Source organism: Brevibacillus invocatus, from assembly GCF_003710915.1.
In the GTDB taxonomy this organism is placed as follows: Bacteria; Bacillota; Bacilli; order Brevibacillales; family Brevibacillaceae; genus Brevibacillus; species Brevibacillus invocatus.
Map to the genome: position 1 here is coordinate 271,696 of NZ_RHHR01000009.1, position 20,248 is coordinate 291,943.

Annotated in this window: 17 protein-coding genes; 5 read left to right on the forward strand and 12 right to left on the reverse strand. The window is 48.1% G+C overall.

Features of this window, described 5'->3' with window-relative positions:
- Window positions 1–7: 7 nt before the first annotated feature.
- The 7 genes from hisC to EDM52_RS05935 form a co-directional block, all read right to left on the reverse strand.
- On the reverse strand, window positions 8–1,120 hold the full coding sequence (hisC, locus tag EDM52_RS05905) for a histidinol-phosphate transaminase (RefSeq protein WP_122908096.1): 1,113 nt from the start codon (window positions 1,118–1,120) through the stop codon (window positions 8–10).
- Window positions 1,117–2,211, reverse strand: a complete 1,095-nt coding sequence (locus EDM52_RS05910; protein ID WP_122908097.1) for an iron-containing alcohol dehydrogenase family protein — start codon at window positions 2,209–2,211, stop codon at window positions 1,117–1,119. Before EDM52_RS05910 ends, hisC begins: the two co-directional genes overlap by 4 nt.
- 265 nt (window positions 2,212–2,476) lie before the next feature.
- Window positions 2,477–7,051: an immunoglobulin-like domain-containing protein gene (locus EDM52_RS05915; RefSeq protein WP_122908098.1), complete on the reverse strand. Its 4,575-nt coding sequence runs from the start codon at window positions 7,049–7,051 to the stop codon at window positions 2,477–2,479.
- A 229-nt stretch (window positions 7,052–7,280) separates the two neighbouring features.
- A complete protein-coding gene (locus tag EDM52_RS05920; RefSeq protein ID WP_122908099.1) occupies window positions 7,281–7,928 on the reverse strand; it encodes a response regulator transcription factor in 648 nt (215 codons plus the stop codon).
- A 7-nt stretch (window positions 7,929–7,935) separates the two neighbouring features.
- Window positions 7,936–9,252 (reverse strand): ATP-binding protein, encoded by a 1,317-nt coding sequence (locus EDM52_RS05925; protein WP_183184853.1) that lies wholly within the window; start codon window positions 9,250–9,252, stop codon window positions 7,936–7,938.
- Window positions 9,253–9,493: 241 nt separating this feature from the next.
- Window positions 9,494–10,045 carry a phosphoribosyltransferase family protein gene (locus tag EDM52_RS05930; protein WP_122908101.1) on the reverse strand — a complete coding sequence of 184 codons (552 nt, stop codon included), beginning with the start codon at window positions 10,043–10,045 and terminating at the stop codon, window positions 9,494–9,496.
- A 23-nt stretch (window positions 10,046–10,068) separates the two neighbouring features.
- Complete coding sequence (locus tag EDM52_RS05935; protein ID WP_122908102.1) at window positions 10,069–11,130, reverse strand: SulP family inorganic anion transporter; 1,062 nt, start codon at window positions 11,128–11,130, stop codon at window positions 10,069–10,071.
- A 296-nt stretch (window positions 11,131–11,426) separates the two neighbouring features.
- On the opposite strand from EDM52_RS05935, the gene EDM52_RS05940 reads away from it, so the two are divergent.
- The gene (locus EDM52_RS05940) at window positions 11,427–11,948 is read left to right on the forward strand and encodes a Crp/Fnr family transcriptional regulator (protein ID WP_122908103.1); all 522 of its coding nucleotides are present in this window, start codon (window positions 11,427–11,429) and stop codon (window positions 11,946–11,948) included.
- 1 nt (window position 11,949) lies between these two features.
- Here the strand turns inward: EDM52_RS05940 and hmpA are convergent, their stop codons facing one another.
- From hmpA to EDM52_RS05955, 3 genes are all read right to left on the reverse strand, one after another.
- Window positions 11,950–13,164: an NO-inducible flavohemoprotein gene (gene hmpA / locus EDM52_RS05945; RefSeq protein ID WP_122908104.1), complete on the reverse strand. Its 1,215-nt coding sequence runs from the start codon at window positions 13,162–13,164 to the stop codon at window positions 11,950–11,952.
- A gap of 144 nt (window positions 13,165–13,308) precedes the next feature.
- Window positions 13,309–13,866, reverse strand: coding sequence for a hypothetical protein (locus tag EDM52_RS05950; RefSeq protein ID WP_122908105.1), 558 nt, complete (start codon window positions 13,864–13,866; stop codon window positions 13,309–13,311).
- Between the two features lie 12 nt (window positions 13,867–13,878).
- A complete protein-coding gene (locus EDM52_RS05955; RefSeq protein WP_122908137.1) occupies window positions 13,879–14,928 on the reverse strand; it encodes an NAD(P)/FAD-dependent oxidoreductase in 1,050 nt (349 codons plus the stop codon).
- A gap of 141 nt (window positions 14,929–15,069) precedes the next feature.
- Between EDM52_RS05955 and EDM52_RS05960 the strand changes: the two genes are divergently transcribed.
- Genes EDM52_RS05960 through EDM52_RS05975 form a run of 4 tightly spaced genes read left to right on the forward strand, consistent with a single transcriptional unit; the run spans window position 15,070 to window position 18,799 of the window.
- Complete coding sequence (locus EDM52_RS05960; protein WP_122908106.1) at window positions 15,070–15,861, forward strand: ABC transporter ATP-binding protein; 792 nt, start codon at window positions 15,070–15,072, stop codon at window positions 15,859–15,861.
- 3 nt (window positions 15,862–15,864) lie between these two features.
- Window positions 15,865–16,788, forward strand: a complete 924-nt coding sequence (locus tag EDM52_RS05965; RefSeq protein WP_122908107.1) for an iron-hydroxamate ABC transporter substrate-binding protein — start codon at window positions 15,865–15,867, stop codon at window positions 16,786–16,788.
- Window positions 16,785–17,795, forward strand: a complete 1,011-nt coding sequence (locus EDM52_RS05970; protein WP_122908108.1) for a FecCD family ABC transporter permease — start codon at window positions 16,785–16,787, stop codon at window positions 17,793–17,795. Before EDM52_RS05965 ends, EDM52_RS05970 begins: the two co-directional genes overlap by 4 nt.
- Window positions 17,792–18,799, forward strand: coding sequence for a FecCD family ABC transporter permease (locus EDM52_RS05975; RefSeq protein WP_122908109.1), 1,008 nt, complete (start codon window positions 17,792–17,794; stop codon window positions 18,797–18,799). The genes EDM52_RS05970 and EDM52_RS05975 overlap by 4 nt, the downstream gene beginning before the upstream one ends.
- 49 nt (window positions 18,800–18,848) lie before the next feature.
- On the opposite strand, the gene EDM52_RS05980 is transcribed toward EDM52_RS05975, so the two are convergent.
- Complete coding sequence (locus tag EDM52_RS05980) at window positions 18,849–19,520, reverse strand: DUF4956 domain-containing protein (protein ID WP_245996576.1); 672 nt, start codon at window positions 19,518–19,520, stop codon at window positions 18,849–18,851.
- Between the two features lie 23 nt (window positions 19,521–19,543).
- On the reverse strand, window positions 19,544–20,248 hold the full coding sequence (locus EDM52_RS05985; protein ID WP_245996550.1) for a polyphosphate polymerase domain-containing protein: 705 nt from the start codon (window positions 20,246–20,248) through the stop codon (window positions 19,544–19,546).

The window sequence follows — 20,248 nt, forward strand, 5'->3', positions numbered from 1 at the left end:
CTTCCCCCTAAGCTGTTTCTATAATGTCTTTCATTGCTGCTACAAAAGCCTGCATTTCATGTGGCTGACCGATGGAGATGCGCAAGGATGTCGTGAGCCCATAACCGGAAAGGTTGCGAACGACCACGCCACGCTCTGCCAATTGATCAAACATGAATTTGCTGTCTTTGCCTGTGTCTACACAAACAAAGTTGGTGTTGCTTGGCAAATAGTTCATGCCAAGCTCTTCAAACAACTCCACAATCAGTTCTTTGCCGACTTGATTGATTCTTCTCGACTCGGCTACATGCTGCTCGTCATCCAGACTCGCCAGAGCACCAGCTTGAGCGATGCTGTTCACATTGAAAGGCGGTCTGACATGGTTGATCGCATCGACGACATCGGCATGTCCAATCCCAAAACCGATCCGTGCAGCTGCCAAAGAGTAGATCTTGGAGAACGTGCGAATGACAAACACATTCTTAAACTGCTTGACGAACTCTACAGAAGTGCGATATTCCGGATCAACAGCATACTCGTGGTACGCCTCATCAATGACTACCAGCACATGCTCTGGCACACGAGCCAGGAAAGCACGAAGCTCATCCGCAGGGATCACGGTACCCGTAGGATTGTTAGGATTGCACAAGAAGATGGTTTTGGTAGCTGGTGTGATGAGATCAAGGATCGCATCCAAATCTACGCCCAAATCTTCTTTCATGGGAGAAAATACGGGTTTTGCCCCCATCAGATGAGTCGAAGCCAGGTACTGAACGAAGGAGACGACTGGAATAATCACTTCGTCTTCTGGCTCCAGGAAGGTTTGCGCGACCAGGATGATCATCTCGTCAGCACCGTTGGACAAAATGACGTTATCAGGTTGGACTCCTTCCTTTTCCGCGATGCGGTTTAGGACAGCCTCACCGTTAGAGCTCGGATACAGGTTCAGCTGCAGTAGGGCCTTTTGCATAGCTTCTACAGCCTTTGGAGAAGGGCCGAGCGGATTTTCATTGAAGCTCAGCTTGTACACCTGATCTTTGCCCAATGCCTGCTTCATCTCTTCTACAGGCAGATCAGCCAGCTGACAAACGTAAGGCATCAAGTTTGGGTAAACCTTGCGTACCATATTGTCCAGTTTCATTGCTGCTTCACCTTCCTTCCGATTTGGTCGGCTCCCTGCACCGCATGGATCACCATGTCAGGTGTAACGGCGAAAGGCATGTTCGCCATATCCTCGATATCGACCGTTACGTCACCGAGACGCTTCCAGTCATCTGCGGACAGGTCTTTAATCGCCATGTCTTCCAGCGTATACGGCAGCTCGACTTTTTGATAGAACGCGATCAGCTCGCGAATTTCTTCTTCACTCTTGCCTTCGAGCACCAGCTGAGACAAGATGCCAAAGGCAACAATCTCTCCGTGATACGTGTCATGCACTTCCGGGAAGATCGTCAATCCCGAATAGATCGCATGCGCTGCAGCCGTCCGGCAATCATCTCCACCGTATCCGCTGACACTTCCGCTGATCAGGATAATGCTATCGATGACATCGTTGACGGACTGGTCCACTTTCCCCTGCTTGATCGTCTCGATCGCTGATGGACCTTTTTCCAACAAGAGATGATAGAGTTCATTGGCCAGCTTCACGGCACTTCTGTTCAATGCAGTGGGTTGGCTCTTCTTCACGGATGCAGAGGACTCAAACCACTTGGCCAATGTATCGCCAATCCCTGCGACCAAAAAGCGATATGATGCTTTCGCGATCACATCCGAATCTACCAGGACCAGGCTAGGGGCCTTGGAACGATGGCTGATCTCGGTAAACGTGCCTTCGTCATCGTACATGATGGCAATCGGTGTCGCCGCAGCACAAGTGGCAGCAATCGTCGGAATCGCGAGGACGGGCAGCTTTTCAGCGAAAGCGACGGCTTTGACCGTATCGATCGCCTTGCCTCCGCCTACTGCTACGATCACTTGCGGCTTTTTATCCTGCACGATCTGGCTTAGCCGCTCTACCTGCGTCCAAGAGCACTCTCCACCATACCACTCGAAACCTTTATTCTCTATTTTGTATGCATCCAGAGACTTCTTGACCTGCATCTCGACAACCGACAAGGCCCTTTTGCCGCCGATAAACAAGGCGCTGTCGCCGAACTCTTTTATATAGGAACCGACTTCTTCCAATAATCCTGCTTCACGAACATACTTTGCCGGGCCTGGGATCGTATACATGCTGACATCTCCCTGTGGTTTTATTCAATCTCTCGTATGAATATACAACGATATAATATAATATTATTTTGTAAATTGTTTGTCAACTATAAATAGAAACAAAGGTGTTTTTGATCTGCATTTTATATTCTTTTATTTTAGTTTATTATTTTCTTTTTGAGAACTAGACGAGATGAATTTTTTATGCTGACAAGCTGGTAAATCGAGTCAACGATTAAAAAAACTCCTGGCCCTGGTTTTTAGTACAGGATCAGGAGTTTTCACCTTATTTTCGTACCGTAATTCGAATCTTGACTTCTTTTCCCGCGTAAGAAGCCTTTATCGTTGTCGTGCCTGCTGAGCCCCCCGTGATCACACCATCCTCTACTTGCACGATCTCCGGGTCTTCCACACTCCATTCCACTTCCTCGGTCACGTCTTCCTTGTAGCTTCCTTCATAGACCGCCGTAATGATCGTCGAAACGGATTGCTCTGCCCGAAGAGTCAGGCTGGCACGATTCGCCCTCAGTTGCTGCGGCTTCTTTTCTTCCACCACGAGGACACTGGCCTTCACCGTTTTGCCTCCGTACTTAGCTGTCAGCACTGCTCTTCCCTTTTTCAGTGGAACCAGTACGCCTTCTTTGTCCACCTCTACAATGTCTGGTGTACTCGTTGACCAGCGTACCCGTTCTGTGACGTCTTCTTCTCGCTTATTGCTAAAAACAGCTTGAATCCTCAGGGTTTGTTCCTCTTCCATCTCCAGTACGACCTGTTTTACCGATGCGGACAAGGATTTGACGGTTACTTCGGAGATGACAACAGGAATCGTAAGCTCTTCTCCCTGATAGCGTACGATCAGGTCCGTTTCACCTTCTGCTTTGGCTGAAGTCACACGACCAGCCGTTACCTTCGCCAGCTTGCTGTCGATGCTATACGTAGTGTTTTTGTCTTTCGTAATGTCCTTTCTCCTGCCATTTTCCATGAGATATACCTTGAAGCTTGCGGTTCGACTTGGTTTGATCAGGAGCATGGATTCAGAAGCTTCTAGGATTGGGGAATCCGCCTCCTTCTTCTCCACTGTGACCGTCACTGTAGCTTCTGATCCCCGATAACGGACAATAACCTGAGCTTCCCCCGCTTTTTTGCCAGCAGTAATCCGTCCCTGTTTCACCGTAACCAGATCCTGTTCGAGGTCATAGCTGGTATCCTTGTTTTTCGTGATGTCTTTTCGTCCTTTTCCTTCTACCGCATAGACCTTGAAGGCTTTGCTCTCACCTGGGCTTAATCGGATGGTAGCAGGAGACACTTCGAGCCGCAGCTTTTCTGCCCCCTCCTTCACGACTGTGACTTCGCTGCTCGTCGTTTTGCTGCCATCTTGAGTCGTGACCGTGATCGTGGCTCGCCCTGTTTGTTTCGCGATAAGGCTGCCATTTTCATCCACCACCACAACGCCTGTGTCACTACTGCTCCAGCTCACGGCCTGATTGGTCGCGTTGGACGGTGTGATCGCCGCATGCAAAGTCACGGGCTCTCCTCCAAGGGTGAGCGTCAAGGCTGGCGGTGTGAGCGTAACGGATGTGACAGGAACCACAACAGGAGGCAGCGGCGTAACAGGGCGGTTCATCACACGTACCGTACGGGTCACCGGAGCAGCCTGATTGCCTGCCCAGTCCTCTGCATCGTATTGGAGAGTGTACGTATCCAGTTTGCTGGTGTCGACAGTCCCTGTGACAACAGGTGTCAAGCCAGTCACGATATTGTCAGTAATCGTCACACCAGGATCCTGGAAGACACTCCCCCGGTACAGGTTCATTGTAGCTGCTCCATGAAGGGTGATGGTTGGAGCGATTCTATCGATGCGCACCTCGGCTTCTGCTATTTCGCTGACATTTTGCAAAGCATCCGTCTGCCTCGCGTATAGTTTCGTTTGATTCTCGTCATGAATGCTGAAAGGACTAACGTATGCCGACCATACCTGACCATCCAGGCTGTATTCCAGTAATGCGTCCGCTTCTCCGCTCATCGTTACCTCTACATCACCTTTCGTCCAACCGGGTGGGTCGAGCGAAATCGTCGGTTCGAGCAGTGCACCTTCGCGAACCACTTTTACGGTTCGCGTCACAGGGTTAGCCTGGTTGCCTGCATGATCTACTGCCTGATAAGTAAGGGTATAGTCTCCCAGTCTGCTGATATCGACTGTACCCGACTTGGAAAGCATCGGACTTGGATCAAGAGCATCAGAAACCTGTACACCTGGATCAATAAAAGGATCTCCTTTGTGTATGCTCATCTGTAAATCGCCATTTAACGTAATCACGGGAGCCGTTTTATCGATACGCACCTGTACTTCCGCTTCCTCGCTGACACTTTGTGTGGCATCTCCCTGTCTGACGTATACGGAATAGCTCCCCACTGCCGTCATGACAATGGAATTCGGATTGGCAACATCAGGATTAGGCAACCAATTCTGACCATCCGTACTATATTCCAGCTTCGCGCCTTCTTTCCGATTCGTTGCCGTTATCGTCACATCCTGATTGGTCCAGTTCGTGTGGCTCAACGTGAGGACAGGTTTGGGCAGACTGGAGATCGTCACCGTGTACGTCTTTACGGTACCATCCTTTGCCGTCACCTGGATTTGGATCTCATTTTCTCCATTACCCAATTGCAGCGCGTGCTCAGCTCCACTGACGAAGGAAGGCAACACGTTACCGTTGATTCTGATCTCCCCAGCCGCCAAAAGATCTTTCAGGGTTGGGGTAATCTTTACTTCGCTCGCGCCAAGGTTCACAAATGCATGATAGTTTGTCACTGCACCGGAAAACTTAGGGATTAATTCCAAAGCTTTATTGTCCGCCTCTAAATTCAAGCTGTTCAATCGAGCCTCGTTATCCTGGTATTCATACGCCCCCATGTCGATACCCTCTCCGACAAAACGTGGATTGTTATCCCTATCTGTGAGGATGGCGGACAGATCCGGTGTGGAGCCAGCATCAAAATACACCGTACTGCCTAAATTGATAGCGGGGGAATCTTTACCCAGTCGATAATTGCCTTGAGCAGAATCAATAAACTCAGGATCACTATTAAATAGATTTCCGGTCCCCCCATTGCCATTGTTCGGCTGTGAATGACCTATCAGCGAATGGGAGAATTGAATAGAACCATTGTTACCATAATAGATATCGTCATTCTCATTCCCCCATACGATGCTGTTTCGAAAAGAAGCAGAAGTAGAATGCTGAATGAAAATGCCACTTCCAGAAGCATCCGCCTCATTCCCGCTAATGGTGACGTTGGTTAACGCAGGATTGCTGCTAAAATTATAAATCCCACCACCGGACACATTTGCGTGATTTCCGCTAATCTCCGAATTCGTCATGATATTGGTACCGCCGTTCGTATAAATCCCGCCGCCAGAGCTACCTGCGGTATTTCCTTTTACTTCCGCGCCGGAGATTTTTGGGCTTGCACCATAGTTAACGATTCCACCTCCGTCATTAGTAGCTTCATTCTCGCTAATCTTTACGTTGGTCATGATATCGTTACTGTAATAATTATAGATTCCACCACCGTTATTTGCCTGATTCTTTATGATTTCTACATTGGTGAGGGTAGAATTGCTGCCGGTGCCGAAACGCACCCCGCCACCATTTCTTGCCGCCGTGTTCTCACTGATCGTCACATCAATAAAAACGCCGCCTTCTGATGAATGATACACACCCCCACCATCAGTACCAGCCTTATTCCCGATAATCTCCACATCCGTCAATGTAGAATTGCTTCTGTCGTTATTGATTCCGCCACCGCTTCCGGCCACAGCTTCGTTCTCTATAATCTTCACATTCGTAAACACAGCATGGCTACCTTGGGTGTTATGCACGCCACCGCTAGAATTTTTAGAGTTATTCCCCTTTATTTCGATTTTGGTGAGTATAGGGCTACTTTCAAAATTGTACAAGCCGCCACCAAACACACCTGCTTCATTCTCGCTGATCTCCATGTCCTCTAAAGTAGGACTGCTTCTATAATTATTGATGCCGCCGCCATTACCCCCTGCTTTATTCTTGCTGATCTTCACTTGGGTCAACGTAGGACTGCTGTTATCTCCGTTATACATTCCACCGCCAGATTGAGCTTTATTTTCTTTAATCTCTCCACCTATAAGCTCAGGACTACTATTATTAGAGTTTGCAATACCGCCACCCTGTCGTTTTGCTATATTATCAAAGAACGTTACGTCTTGAAGCGTAGGACTACTTTGATAGTTATACATTCCTCCACCGTCTTGATCGTACACGTAGTAGCCAGAAGCATTCCCACCGGTCACCGTTACCCCATCCAGCTTTGCGGACTGATCTACGTATCGGTTATGGAAAATATGGTAGGCATTGTCGGAAGGATCACCTACAACCCCAATATCACCGCTAAGAGTAGTTGTATAATCGGTCAAATTACGTTCTGTCCCAATTCCTGAAAAACCACCGTAAATCTCCACGCCGTTTTTCATCTGAAATGTCTTTGTGCGTGATGGATTAATATCACCAGAGTAGGATTCTTTGGTCGGATAATACGTCCCTTTTGCGATCCGAATTTTATCTCCCGATCGTGCGGATTCCAGGGCTTTCTGTAACGTAGCGTAAGCATCATCCCAACTTGTTCCGCTATTCTCGTCTTTTCCCCCGTCCTCCAACATCTTCACATAATAAGTGGCTCCTCCAGCTCCTGCAGCCATTGCCCCAGACATGGGCAACATCTGGACAAAACCGATCAACAAGGCCAGAGTCAGCATCCAGAACCGCTTCATCCTTTGATTTACCCAACCTCTTTCTCTCTCGCCTGTTTGCCACTCGTTCTTCATTGTCTCCCCCTTTTAAGCGAACATTTTGGGCTCCAAACTCGCTTATTATGTCGTGTAAAAAGCCTGGCCAGAATCATTTGGTATCGAGAATATCACGCACCTCTTGTCAACAGGAAGTAGACAGTTTTTTGTCTACCACTGATGAAAGTAAGAAAACCGTCTCATGCTTGCCAATTGCAAGCAAAAAGGCGGTTCTCTGTATATACGAACTTTCTTTGACTATTGAAATTCATTCTTTTCCATCACGATCTCTCTCAAGCAGCCCCCACTTTCGGCATTTATTTGCCAACTCGCTGCTAGAATGCTCCCAGTTGAACTTCTTCATGATTCTGCCCACATGCTTTTTCACTGCTGCGAGGCTCACATGGAACTCCTTCGAGATTTGGACTTGTGTCTTTCCCTCGTAAATCATCAAAAGCAGTTGTCGATCTCCTTCACTTAGCAGGCTATTCTTTTTCTCATAGACCATCCTTCTCAAGCGGTCGCCATACTTGGATCTCTGGTTGCGCATGGCCGCGGAGATCACTTCGGGTAGCCTCTCAAATTCATCCTTATACAGAAAATCATAAGCCCCGTTCATAAAGGCTTCATAAAAAATTTCATCGCTGTCGTCCAGTGAACTCAACATAATGACTTTGACATCAGGATACAGAACTGAAATATCAAGCGTGGCATCAAGTCCCGTAGCTTTGTGGTCGCCAAGCAGGATATCCATGACGACAATATCAGCTGGAGCGTTTTTAAGCATGACAAAGCACTCTTCCATGCTAGATACACAAGCGTAAAGCTCTATTTTCTCATGTCCGAAGAAAAAGCTATGAAGTCCTTCTCTCCAATCCGGATCGTCTTCCACATAGAGAACCTTTATTTTAGTCATCGTTTTCTCAACCTTTTGATTGGAATGTGAGGACAATAATCGTACCTTTGTTAGGTGTACTGCTGACCTCTATTTTGCCTTTATGGGCTTCCATTACCTTCTTCACCTGATACATGCCGAGCCCAAAGTGTTCACCGCTCCGATGCTTCGTGGAATAAAAAGGTTCAAAAATATTTTGCAATTGTATGTTATTCATTCCGCGTCCGGTGTCACGAATGGTAAGCACTACCTTGTTGGTTCTCCTTTCAAGGGTCACGAAGAGAGAGCCGTTTTCCCGCATCGCCTCCACTGCGTTGTTGCAAATATTCTGCAGGCATTCAGTCATGTACATTTTGTCGATGAATAAGAAAATGGGTTCATACTCCTTCACGACGCGAATATTCGGGAGGGCTTCTACAGTTTCTAATACTTCGTCCAAAATAACAGAGAGATCATGCTCCTCTTTCTTAGGCACCAGTTTGTCATTCATAGCACGAGATATTTTGGACATCATTGTCATCATGGATTCGTGTGTATTCAATAAATTTTCAACGTAAACATTCATTTTATCGTATTGTCCCATATGTACATGTTTCTGGATGTTCAATGCGTTCAATTTAATCTTGCCAATCGAATTTTTTAAAGAATGGTGAATGATTCCGGTCCCTACATGAACGGTATGAATCGATTTCCTTCTGACGCCCAAAAAAGCATCTCGCAAATAGAAGACCGTGATGAGCAATACACTCGTGATACAGATATACGGGATGAATGTCATCAGTTGATCGCTTACAGGAGAAGAAGAAAAATGATAGATATTTAATGCGATCAGCGGAACAAGAAAGACAGTCGCAATCGAAGCATGATTGATTCGTTCCTTGAAATGGCTCGCCTGTATGATGGGACGAACAGCTAGAAAAGCTGTGAAGCATACATAGCAGAGGCCCCATACGGCTACAAATCCGTTATCGACTCGGTTCGCCATCAAATCTGTCTGGAAGAACAAGGTGATGACTGGCGGAATGCTTGCGAGGATTGGAATCCATTTTTGATAAGTAAACAAGCCGTTATAGATCAGATAAAATAGCAACATTCCATAATAAGGGAACGTGTTGATGACCGCATTCAGTAGTGCCGTGGCGATGACCGATGAACGGATAACAGTCACATTCAGCGCCCGGTCGATTGTATAAGGCACCCATCCCTTTTCCAGGAATATCTGCAATCCACCCAAACCTGCACACAGGATCACCAAAGACGCCCAAAAAATCAAGCGATTCCCTCGATGGTTCACCCATAAATAGACGCTTAAAGATGTCAAACCGATAAACATTAGAAAAAACATGAAGAAGAACATGGATACCCGCCTTTATCCGAGTTGATCGATATGTAAAGTATACATGTTCAGTTGACAATAATATATAGAGGCGAATGACAGGCGTTCTAGCAGGTTCACATCTCTATTTATAGTAATTTTCTTTGCACAATCCCATAAGTAGACATTTTCATGTCTACCCAGACTACCTCTACGCCATACGAAAAATCCCCCTTTTTCCTTGAAAAGGGGGACCCGTACATTCTTCCTTTTATTTCTTTTCGTATGGAAACAATGGCAGTTCTTGCAGGAACAAAATATCCTCCCGCTCCACTGCACTGCCCTCTGCAAGAATCGCTGCTCTCGCCACGACATGACCGCCAGCCTTGTTGACCAATTCTTCGATCGCTAGCAAGGATTTTCCGGTACTGATCACATCATCAATAATAGCGACGCGTTTTCCTGCGATTTCCTTGGCGTCGGCACCATCCAGGCAGAGAATTTGTGTTTTCTGCGTGGTGATGGATACTACCTCGTTGATCAATGGAGAATCCATATAAGGCTTGGTGCTTTTACGAGCGACGTAGTATTTCTTCATCTGTAACAGACGCGAAACCTCGTGAATCAGCGGTATGCCCTTTGCTTCAGCCGTGATCAATACATCCACCTCAGGAAGCTTGTCCGCCAACAGAGGGGCCGCCGCCGTCACCAGTTCTGTATCTCCCAGGATGACAAAGCTTGCAATGCTGAGGTCTTCCGCAATTTGAATGATCGGCAATTGACGAGTAACACCTGCTACTTCCAATGTATAGGTCTTTTCCATGAGACTCCCTCCACTTTCTTCTATTACATGCCGAATAGGCTAATCAACGCTCTCATCAACAAACCAGCCAGCATACCGAAGAACGGATCAGAAATTGCTGTAACTACCATGGTCATTCCGCCTACGAGGCTGGAAGAAGGGTCCGTGCCAGTCAGGGCCGCCATCGCATTGCCTGGAGCCGTCACGATCGCACCCAGTACAAACAGGAATCCAGCGATCGACTCGCTTGGAATGTAGCGGCCGATTTTGGGCAGCAGTCCCGCGATCAGGATTGCAGCCATGATGATCATCATCAGTACGCCGGATGCTACCGGGTTAGGCGCTCCTGATGTAGCAGAAATAATCGCTTCTACAGGGGCACCACCAAACAGGGCAGATACCATGTCAGCCACGCTGCTAATCACTGTCAGGGTATCAATATTTACATCGGTATTGGCAATTTTCCCATTGATCTCACCGAACGCGATATTGGCACCGATGTTGAGACAAACCATTGCCATCGCACCGCGCCAGATAGCCGTTTTAAAAGATAGCTTTTGCAGCTTGAAGCGATCGTTTTCCAGCGGCTTGATTGCTGTGTCTTGCTTCAGAAGTCTGGATACCAAGCTGGACAGTACAACAGAAATCGTGACCGTGTAGACCAAATCTTTTGTTATGAAATAGGTAAGCAAACCGCTCGCCATTGATGTCAAACCAACAGACATGTTATTGCGTGCCATGTCCCAAGATACTTTTGCCAGCATGATCCCCACACCGGCCATCATGCCATTGGTAATAACAGGGCCTATGAAATCCACGATTTTCTCCAGCATACCGAACAAACCGATGACGGTCATGATCGCTCCGCCGAGGAAGACCATCGAAATCCGATCCCTCATGTTTTTCCCCATCGCTCCGGCCACAGCAATCGTCTCAGCCTGATAGGAGACAACCGCCACAGACCCGGTCATCGCATTCCCTGCAGCCCCTACCAAAAAAGCCAAGGCTGTCGGGACGGAAGCAAAACCGAGCGACAGAGCAAGCAAGCCCTGCGGCAAACCGTTGAGCACAACGGAAAGTGCCGCGACAATATCTTTCCATTCCATTCCTCTCGTACTCCTTTTTCTTTATCTTGATGATCATTTCGAATGAATACAACTAAAACTATCACAATATACGATCGTCTTCAATGATAATCATATTATTATTCGTGTTTTATACCTTGTATTTTGTTTAAACACCCTTAAGGTTCGTAAATGAAGCGATTTATCCGAATGTTATCAGGAGATCCTGTATAAAATTGGAAAGGGACCATCCCACTTGGATGATCCCTTTCCTGCTATAATCTGTGTGAACAAATATGAGCGAATCCATTTTTGGCTCGCTACTCTTGGAGGCCGCAATGATTTTACATAAAGGTGAAACGCTTTTCCGTCAGGGAGAATCCGGGCCGCTCTATCATCTGAAAAGTGGCTTGCTGAAAATTCTGCGTGTCCACGCAGACGGAAGCACGATCTTGGTCAATATCATCGTTCCTGACGAGATCATACCCCATCACTCTCTCATCAGTCCCAATCCGTACTACGGAACGGCAGTAGCCCTTGTTACCTGCGAGATTGAGGTGTTGCCCGAACGGGAATGGTACCAGGAGCTTCAGCAACATCCGCAGAAATGTCTTGCCCTAGCCAAGCAGCTGCAAGATAAGCTGCGCATGATGCAGCAGCGAATCGACCAGCTCACCCAGGTCACTCCCGCGGAAAAGCTGCGGAAGCTTCAGATCTGGTTCGAAGCCTATATAGCATCGACTCCTTTGACAGACGTGCTAACCCAAGACGAGATTGGTCAATTCATCGGCCTCAGAAGAGAGACTGTCAACCGCTTGCTGCGAGCACAAGCCACCACTGAAAAAAATCTCACTTCATAGCTTACAAGCTAGCCGCCGGACCGAAAAATTCAACATGAATATCCGAATCGGCTACCCCGCATTGCTTCAGAAGCGTATTCATCGCTCTCATAAAATCTACTGGACCACAAACATAGAAGCTGGCATTCGGGGTCGCAAGCATCTCTTTCAACCAAGGAAGCTCGATATGACCGGCTTTATGATAAGCCTTCGATTCTACGTCACGCTCAGTCGGCTGACTGTAGCACCAGTAAACGGATAGCTGTCTGTGCTTGTCAGCCAACTCTTCTACCTGTGATTTCAACGCATGAACCTGGCTGTTCTGCGCAGCATGGATGAAAGTGGCTGGCCTGTTCGGCTGTCTCTCCACTACGGTCTGAAGCATACTGATCAAAGGCGTTTGCCCCACTCCACCACTCAAAAATACGATGGGACGAGTCTCTTCACTGTCGAGGACAAAGTCTCCAGCTGGCGCTGAAAGCCACAGCACATCGTCTGCCTGGATCTGTTCATGCAGATAGTTCGAGACTTTACCGGCAGGTCGACCCTCTTCCTCGTCCACTCGTTTTACAGAAATCCGGTAATATGGCTTCCCTGGAGAGTCAGACAAGCTGTACTGACGAATATGAACGTTCTTCTCTCCCGGAATCTCCATCTTCACACTCACATACTGCCCCGGCTCATAAGCAGCAATTGCATTTCCGTCTTGTGGAACGAGATAAAAAGAAGTGATCACGTCGCTTTCCTGTTCTTTCTTCGCCACACGGAATGCTCGGAAGCCTGCCCAGCCGCCTTGCTGCCGCTCTGCTTTCTCGTACATTTCGGCCTCTACACTGATGAATGCGTCCGCGATCACCCCGTAAGCTTCCGCCCATGCCTGCAAAATCTCGTCTGTTGCTGCGTTTCCTAATACATCCTTGATCGCTGCAAGCAGGTTTTCCCCGACAATCGGATAATGCTCAGGCAAGATTCCCAGACTGCGGTGCTTGTGCCCGATCTGCTTGACGACAGGTAGAATCGTCTCCAGCTGATCGATATGCTTCGCCGCTGCGTAGACAGCGTTTGCCAACGCATGCTGCTGCCTTCCTTGCTTCTGATTCGCGTGGTTAAAAATATTCAACAGCTCCGGATGCTTCGTAAAAAGCATTTGATAGAAACGCTTTGTGATAGCAGTACCGTGCACTTCCAGCACTGGAACGGTAGATTTGATGATCTCGATGGTTTTTGGACTTAACATGCGACCTTCCCCCTCGTTTGTTTGACTGTTCTTAATTCAAGTATAGGAAAGGAAAAATGTCGCTACTGTGATTGGAATCACACGAAAACGAAACGATTTGTGAAAGTGAAGGAAGGCCCCTCGCGATGAAGGGCCTTCCTCTCTTTATCCACCAACAGCCGCCAGCCAGCGCTCCGCTTCTTTCGTCAGCCCAGCCCAATCACTCGCTGCGATCAAATCATTGCGCAGCAAGGCACTGCCCGCTCCGACAGCATGTGCACCGGCATCCAAATATTCTTTCGCCGTCTCCAGCGTGATCCCGCCCGTACACATGATTGGAATATGCGCCAGCGGTCCTTTTACGTCCTTGATGAACGAAGGACCCAATACTGATGCTAAGTTTTGCTGCAATTTGAGGATGGATTCGGACGCCCGATTAATCTCGGGGATTCTTTCCTCCAGCTCCACAATCTTCTGAGCCTTGTCATGCAGATCTGGCAGCTTCTGTTCCAGCTCCAGAACCTTCTGACCGGCAGCCTCGATCTCAGGCAGCTTGCTTTCCAAGTCATAAATGCCGCTTTGGATTTTGCGAATGGTCGGCAGCTGCTCTTCGATCTGAATTCCGATCTCCGCCAGCTTCGTCAACAAGGCCTGACTCACTGCTTCTGTAAAATTTTCGTTGATCTCTTTGGCAATCGTTGTAGCCCCAGCGTGCCTGAGCATCCCAGCTGTCTGTTATCTGATCATTTGCTTGATAATTTCCCGGTTGCGCTGTTTAAAAACCTCATTATGGGAGGACACCATTCCGGTTTTGCTCGCATCAGGCTGGATGTATTGCTTGGCTTTGTTTACGGCATTGGCTGCATCCTGAAAGGCACCTGCGATCAAATTCACCTTCCCGTCATGCGAGAGGATATCACCGGCAGCGTAAAGACCCGGAATCGATGATTCGCTGCTTGCATTACCAGCTATGTAGTACTGCTCCGCCATTTCAATATTCAATTCGCTATTTTGCAGCAAAGTCGTATCGCGTTCGTACCCGTGGCTGATGATGACCTCATCAATCGGCAAATACGAAACCTCTCCTGTATCATGATGGGTCAATTCTACTCGTTCAATCCGTTCATGATCTGCACTTGCGATCAATTTTGTAATCGACGTCTTAAAAAAGCACTGAACAGAGCTTTTCATCAATTGTGATACCTGCGCCTCGTGACCCGTCATCGCTTCTTTTCGATAGGTTAGGTAAACTTGCTTCGCGATCGGCTCCAATTCATTGGCCCAGTCCAGCGCCGCATTTCCTCCACCTGAAATCATAATGGTTTTGTCTTTAAACTGTTTGAGCGATTTCACCGTGTAATTCAAATTGGAGACCTCGAAACGATCCGCACCCTCAATCTCCAGCTTTTGAGGCTTTAAGATTCCGCTGCCAATCGCTACGATCACGGTTTTGGAAAAATGCTGCTCGCCGGACTCCGTATGTAGCACAAATATCCCTTCTTCATTGCGTGTGATCGAGGTAACTTTTTCATTCAGGACCACCTTTGGGTGAAAGGTAAGTCCCTGCTCCACCAGCTGTTCAATTAATTTCGCACCTGGGACCGGCGTCAGACCCCCAACGTCCCATATCATTTTTTCGGGATAGACGTGAATCTTGCCGCCCAAATGAGGTTGGAATTCGATCAGCTTTGTTTTCAATTCTCGTAGTCCGCTATAAAAAGTAGAATAAAGCCCCGCCGGACCCCCTCCAATAACTGTAACATCATACAAATCCTGATAATCCACATTGGTCACTCCCTAACCTTCTTTTTCCGATCAATAACAGTTGACAACCAACTATGGCATTTCTTATATTGATTACAATAACGAAATTGATAATCATTATCAAATTTTATCTTATCCTTTTCTACATACGGAGGTCAAATCATGGCTCGCCTCTATACGAATGACTTGAGTATTGGCTACGGTGAACAGCTCATTGTCAAGGAGCTCAGCATCAAAATCCCGGACAAGAAAATTACCACCATCATCGGCTCCAATGGCTGCGGCAAATCTACGCTGCTGAAAGCCATTACGCGGATTATTGCACCGCAATCAGGCACCGTCATTTTGGATGGAGAAAACATTTCCAAGGAAAACACGAAATTACTGGCTAAAAAAATGGCGATTCTACCCCAAACACCCGAGAGTGCAAGCGGACTGACAGTAGGCGAACTCGTATCCTACGGCCGCTTTCCCTATCAAAATGGCTTTGGGCGTTTAACCAAGCGGGATTATGAAGCCATTGACTGGGCACTGGAAGTCACCGGGACCATCGACTACAAGTATCGGCCCGTAGATGCCCTGTCAGGCGGGCAGCGCCAACGAGTCTGGATCGCGATGGCTGTAGCCCAGGAAACCGATATTATTTTTCTGGATGAACCCACGACCTATTTGGATATGGCGCACCAGCTGGAAGTCCTGGAGCTTTTGCAAAGGCTGAATACCGAACAGGGACGTACGGTTGTCATGGTGCTGCACGACTTAAACCAGGCAGCCCGTTTTGCCGACTATATCATCGCACTAAAAGACGGAGAGATCGTAAAAGCCGGCAATTGTGAAGAAGTGATCCATTACGACGTTCTGAAGAAGGTCTTTCATATCGATGCAGAAATCGGACGTGATCCTCGCACCAACAAGCCGATGTGCGTCACCTATAACCTGATCAAAGGAGAATAGAAAATGAAGAAAGTACTGTTCCCACTCCTGCTTGTTCTTGCGCTTCTCGTCAGTGCCTGCGGAAGCGGATCACCAGAGAAAGCAGCAGAAAACCCAGCCTCCGACGAAAAACAATCAGACACGATTACCTACCAATCGGAAAATGGCCCGATCGAGGTTCCAGCCCATCCGCAGCGAGTGATTGTTCTTTCATCTTTCACTGGAAACATCATGGCTCTGGAGGTCCCGCTGGTCGGTGTGGATTCATGGTCAAAGATGAACCCACGGTTTGCTGAAAAGCTAAAACAGGTGGAAGAAGTATCGGATGAAAGTCTGGAAAAGATCATCGAACTCGACCCGGATTTGATCATTGGCCTGTCCACTATCAAAAACATCGACAAGCTGAGTCAAATCGCACCTACCGTCACTTACACCTATGACAAGGTCGACTACCTGACTCAGCACTTGGAGCTCGGAAAGCTCGTAAACAAAGAAAAAGAAGCTCAAGCCTGGATTGACGATTTTAAGCAGCGCGCAAAAAAAGCAGGTGAAGACATCAAAGCGAAGATCGGGGCCGATTCTACCGTCTCTGTCATTGAAAGCTTTGACAAGCAGCTGTATGTCTTTGGCGATAACTGGGGGCGCGGCACAGAGATTCTCTATCAGGAAATGAAGCTCAAAATGCCTGAAAAAGTAAAGGAAATGGCATTAAAAGAGGGCTACTATGCCCTGTCTGCTGAAGTGCTGCCTGAGTTTTCCGGAGACTACGTCGTTTTTAGCAAAAACAGCGAAGCTGACAACTCGTTTCAGGAAACCGAGACGTATAAAAACATTCCTGCCGTCAAAAACAACCGTGTGATTGAAGTGAATGCGAAGGAATTTTTTTTTAACGATCCACTGACGCTGGATTACCAGCTGGAGGTATTTACGGAGAGCTTTCTGCGATGACAAAAGCGCATCAACGACCCACCCGGTTTGTCTATCAGCTCATTGCCGCAGTCCTGATGTTTCTGGCTATGTTTGCCGTTGCCATGCTGATAGGAGCAGCTGAGACTACGGCGAAGGATGTATGGCTGGCTCTTACCTCTCGTGCTTCAGGGGATAAAATTACTCTTATTCGCGAAATTCGCCTGCCTCGAGAGATCGCGGCAATCTTTGTGGGAGCGGCACTTGCTATAGCCGGTGCCATCATGCAAGGAATGACCCGAAACCCGCTGGCTGACCCTGGCCTGCTTGGACTCACAGCAGGAGCCAATGCCGCTCTGGCTCTGACCCTTGCCCTGATCCCTGCCGCTGATTATTACTCCATCATGCTGGCATGCTTCGCTGGAGCGGCAGTGGGTGCCTTCATGGTATTCGGCATTGGCGCCATGAAAAAGGGTGGATTCTCCCCGCTTCGAATTGTACTGGCAGGCGTTGCAGTTTCGACCTTGCTATACGCGATCGCGGAGGGCATTGGTCTCGCCTTCAAAATATCGAAGGACGTCTCCATGTGGACTGCCGGAGGCATGATCGGAACCACTTGGGCCCAGCTGCAGGTGGTCATTCCGGTTATTGTCATCGGCACTCTGATCGCTTTGTTCTTTGCCAGACAGCTGACGATTCTCAGCCTAAGTGAAGAAGTAGCGGTTGGATTGGGGCAAAAGACCACGCAAATCAAAATCATACTCTTTATCGTAATCATTCTTCTGACCGGGGCATCTGTAGCACTGGTGGGAAATATGACGTTCATTGGGCTGATGATTCCACATATGGTCCGCGCTCTTGTAGGAACCGATTACCGTTTCATCCTGCCGATGTCAGCTATTGTCGGGGCTTCTTTTATGCTGTTTGCCGATACTCTGGGACGAATCATCAACGCTCCCTATGAAACGCCGGTTTCGGCGATTGTCACCATGCTTGGACTCCCCTTTTTCCTTTTGATCGTACGTAAAGGGGGCAAAGCCTTCTCATGATCCAGCCCGCACTCCTGAAAAAGCAAAGAATCACTCTAGCGGTATTACTGGCGCTCATCGTCACTACCTCCTTGATCGGCCTGGGGACTGGGTACTCCTCGTTGTCTTTTGACAGGCTGATTCCAACCCTGTTTGGTCAAGGTACGTTCAAAGAAGAGTTTGTGCTCTTTTCTGTTCGCTTGCCTCGGTTAGTCGTTACGCTCTTGGCGGGAATGGCTCTTGCCTTATCCGGCGCAATCCTTCAGGGCATTACGCGCAATGATTTGGCTGACCCCGGTATTATCGGCATCAACTCGGGAGCAGGTGTGGGGATCGCCATTTTCTTTTTATTTTTTCCCGTACAGGCAGGCTCGTTACTTTATTTCCTTCCGCTTGTCGCCTTTATCAGCGCATTGTTCACTGCTTGTCTCATTTACCTGTTATCATTCAACAAAAGCTCTGGTTTGCAGCCGGTAAGGCTCATGCTCGTCGGGGTCGGTTTTTCTATGGCTCTCTCCGGCGTGATGATCGTCCTTATTTCCTCCGCTGAGCGGGCAAAAGTAGACTTTATTGCGAAATGGATAGCCGGAAACATCTGGGGTACGGATTGGCCTTTTGTATGGGCGATTCTGCCTTGGCTCGTGGTACTCATTCCCTTTGCGCTCTATAAAGCTCATACCTTGAATCTCCTGTCCCTACATGAACCTGTAGCGATCGGGCTTGGCCTATCGATTGAAAAGGAGCGTGTGGTCTTGCTTCTGACGGCCGTTGCCCTCGCAGCTTCTGCGGTCTCTGTCACGGGAGGAGTCGCCTTTATTGGTCTCATGGCTCCCCATATAGCGAAGGCTTTGGTCGGTCCCAGAAACCAGCTGGCTCTGCCTGTCGCTCTATTCATGGGTGGATGGCTGTTGCTGATTGCTGACACCATTGGCCGCAATCTGCTTGGCCCTGACGGAATCCCGGCCGGCATCGTCGTAGCCCTCATTGGAGCGCCCTATTTTATCCGGTTACTATTGAAAAAATAAGCAGCCTCAACATCGGCGTTGAGGCTGCTTTTTCCATCGTACAGCTATTTTATTGTGCGTAATCTCCCGTGTAATTGATCAGAGAGACATCATTTACGCCCTTCAATTCACTAATGGTCTGCACGAAGGCTGTATTGTCATCATGCATCATCACTTCTACAGTCAGCTCGGTGAAGCCCTTGCGCACCGTCTTCGATTTCAGCTTGCTGTTCAGCTTGCGCAGCTCTACCCGGAGCTGATCTGCTGCTTCTTCCGTATGACGGACGATCAGGAGATACGCTTGCTCCTTGACCTTGCGCTTGGACAGCCATATGATCACCAGACCGACGATGATAGAGCCTCCCAATGCGAGCGGGTACATCTTCGCACCACTGGCAATCCCTGCAGAGATCGCCCAGAACATATAGACGATGTCGAGCGGATCCTTGACTGCCGTCCTGAAGCGCACGATACTGAGCGCACCCACCATCCCCAGCGAGAGGACGATGTTGGTGCTGATGGTCATTATAATCAAGGCTGTCAGCATGGACATCAGTACAAACGAGACGTTGTAGTTGTAGCTGTAGACGACACCTCGAAAGGTTTTCTGATAGATCCAGTAAATAAACATCCCTATTGCAAATGAGCACAACAGCCCCAGAATCATATCGACGTACGATACGCTGCGAAAAGCTTCCAAATGAAGGATGCTCTTTTTTACAATGTCCTGAAAATTCAACACTTCCCCCATAACGACACCTCTGCCTATTCTTTAAAATGTTTTACATTCACTTCGCGGCATAATACGTACTTCGAAATGGAAGAACGTTGATGACTATGCGGTTGGATAATCTGACGAATAAAATCCGGAATGATGGAGTCGAACTTCACTTCCATAATCGTCTGCGGAACCTGGATAGCTTCTTCCAATACCAGATTGGAGTCGAACAAATCATAGGAATTGACCCCGGCAGCCAGCTTTTTATCGAATGTAATGCGTACATTGCCATAATCGTAGACATAGGCTTCTCGCCAATATTCCACGATAGCGGTAGGACGGAAAGCACGATGCGCCAGAGCGGTATAAAAATCTCGCAGCATAGGGGAGTTCTTCTCCCACAAAAATCCGTACTCTCCTGACCTGATCCATTCATACTCCTCGCGATTGATCCGGAAAGACTCTTTCCATACATAATCACCACGTTTGCTCTTGCGCTCGATCGAGATGATATCGTCATTTCCGTTGTAGATGCGAATTCGATATTTTTCCCGGTTGAAGATGCCGTTGTTCTTGTCGATCAGGGCATGATCATGCGGACTGTCGAAGTACAGACTGCGAATGCAGTAGCCATCCGAATGGATAGAGTGCTCGTCCATCATGAGCATGGCCGATACTTTCTGCCGCAGGACTTCATAGTCATGGATATGCAAATAGTATTTTTGCTCGGTCCGGAATTTTCGTTCTTGCAA

Bases quoted from the DNA above. Each gene is read 5' to 3' on its own strand.
- EDM52_RS05975 (WP_122908109.1), top strand. From the start codon at position 17,792: ATGATCCAGCCCGCACTCCTGAAAAAGCAAAGAATCACTCTAGCGGTA.
- EDM52_RS05925 (WP_183184853.1), bottom strand. From the start codon at position 9,252: ATGTTTTTTCTAATGTTTATCGGTTTGACATCTTTAAGCGTCTATTTA.
- EDM52_RS05935 (WP_122908102.1), bottom strand. From the start codon at position 11,130: ATGGAATGGAAAGATATTGTCGCGGCACTTTCCGTTGTGCTCAACGGT.
- EDM52_RS05910 (WP_122908097.1), bottom strand. From the start codon at position 2,211: ATGTATACGATCCCAGGCCCGGCAAAGTATGTTCGTGAAGCAGGATTA.
- EDM52_RS05965 (WP_122908107.1), top strand. From the start codon at position 15,865: ATGAAGAAAGTACTGTTCCCACTCCTGCTTGTTCTTGCGCTTCTCGTC.
- EDM52_RS05930 (WP_122908101.1), bottom strand. From the start codon at position 10,045: ATGGAAAAGACCTATACATTGGAAGTAGCAGGTGTTACTCGTCAATTG.
- EDM52_RS05950 (WP_122908105.1), bottom strand. From the start codon at position 13,866: ATGCTCAGGCACGCTGGGGCTACAACGATTGCCAAAGAGATCAACGAA.
- EDM52_RS05960 (WP_122908106.1), top strand. From the start codon at position 15,070: ATGGCTCGCCTCTATACGAATGACTTGAGTATTGGCTACGGTGAACAG.
- hisC (WP_122908096.1), bottom strand. From the start codon at position 1,120: ATGAAACTGGACAATATGGTACGCAAGGTTTACCCAAACTTGATGCCT.
- EDM52_RS05940 (WP_122908103.1), top strand. From the start codon at position 11,427: ATGATTTTACATAAAGGTGAAACGCTTTTCCGTCAGGGAGAATCCGGG.
- EDM52_RS05915 (WP_122908098.1), bottom strand. From the start codon at position 7,051: ATGAAGAACGAGTGGCAAACAGGCGAGAGAGAAAGAGGTTGGGTAAAT.
- EDM52_RS05920 (WP_122908099.1), bottom strand. From the start codon at position 7,928: ATGACTAAAATAAAGGTTCTCTATGTGGAAGACGATCCGGATTGGAGA.
- EDM52_RS05970 (WP_122908108.1), top strand. From the start codon at position 16,785: ATGACAAAAGCGCATCAACGACCCACCCGGTTTGTCTATCAGCTCATT.
- hmpA (WP_122908104.1), bottom strand. From the start codon at position 13,164: ATGTTAAGTCCAAAAACCATCGAGATCATCAAATCTACCGTTCCAGTG.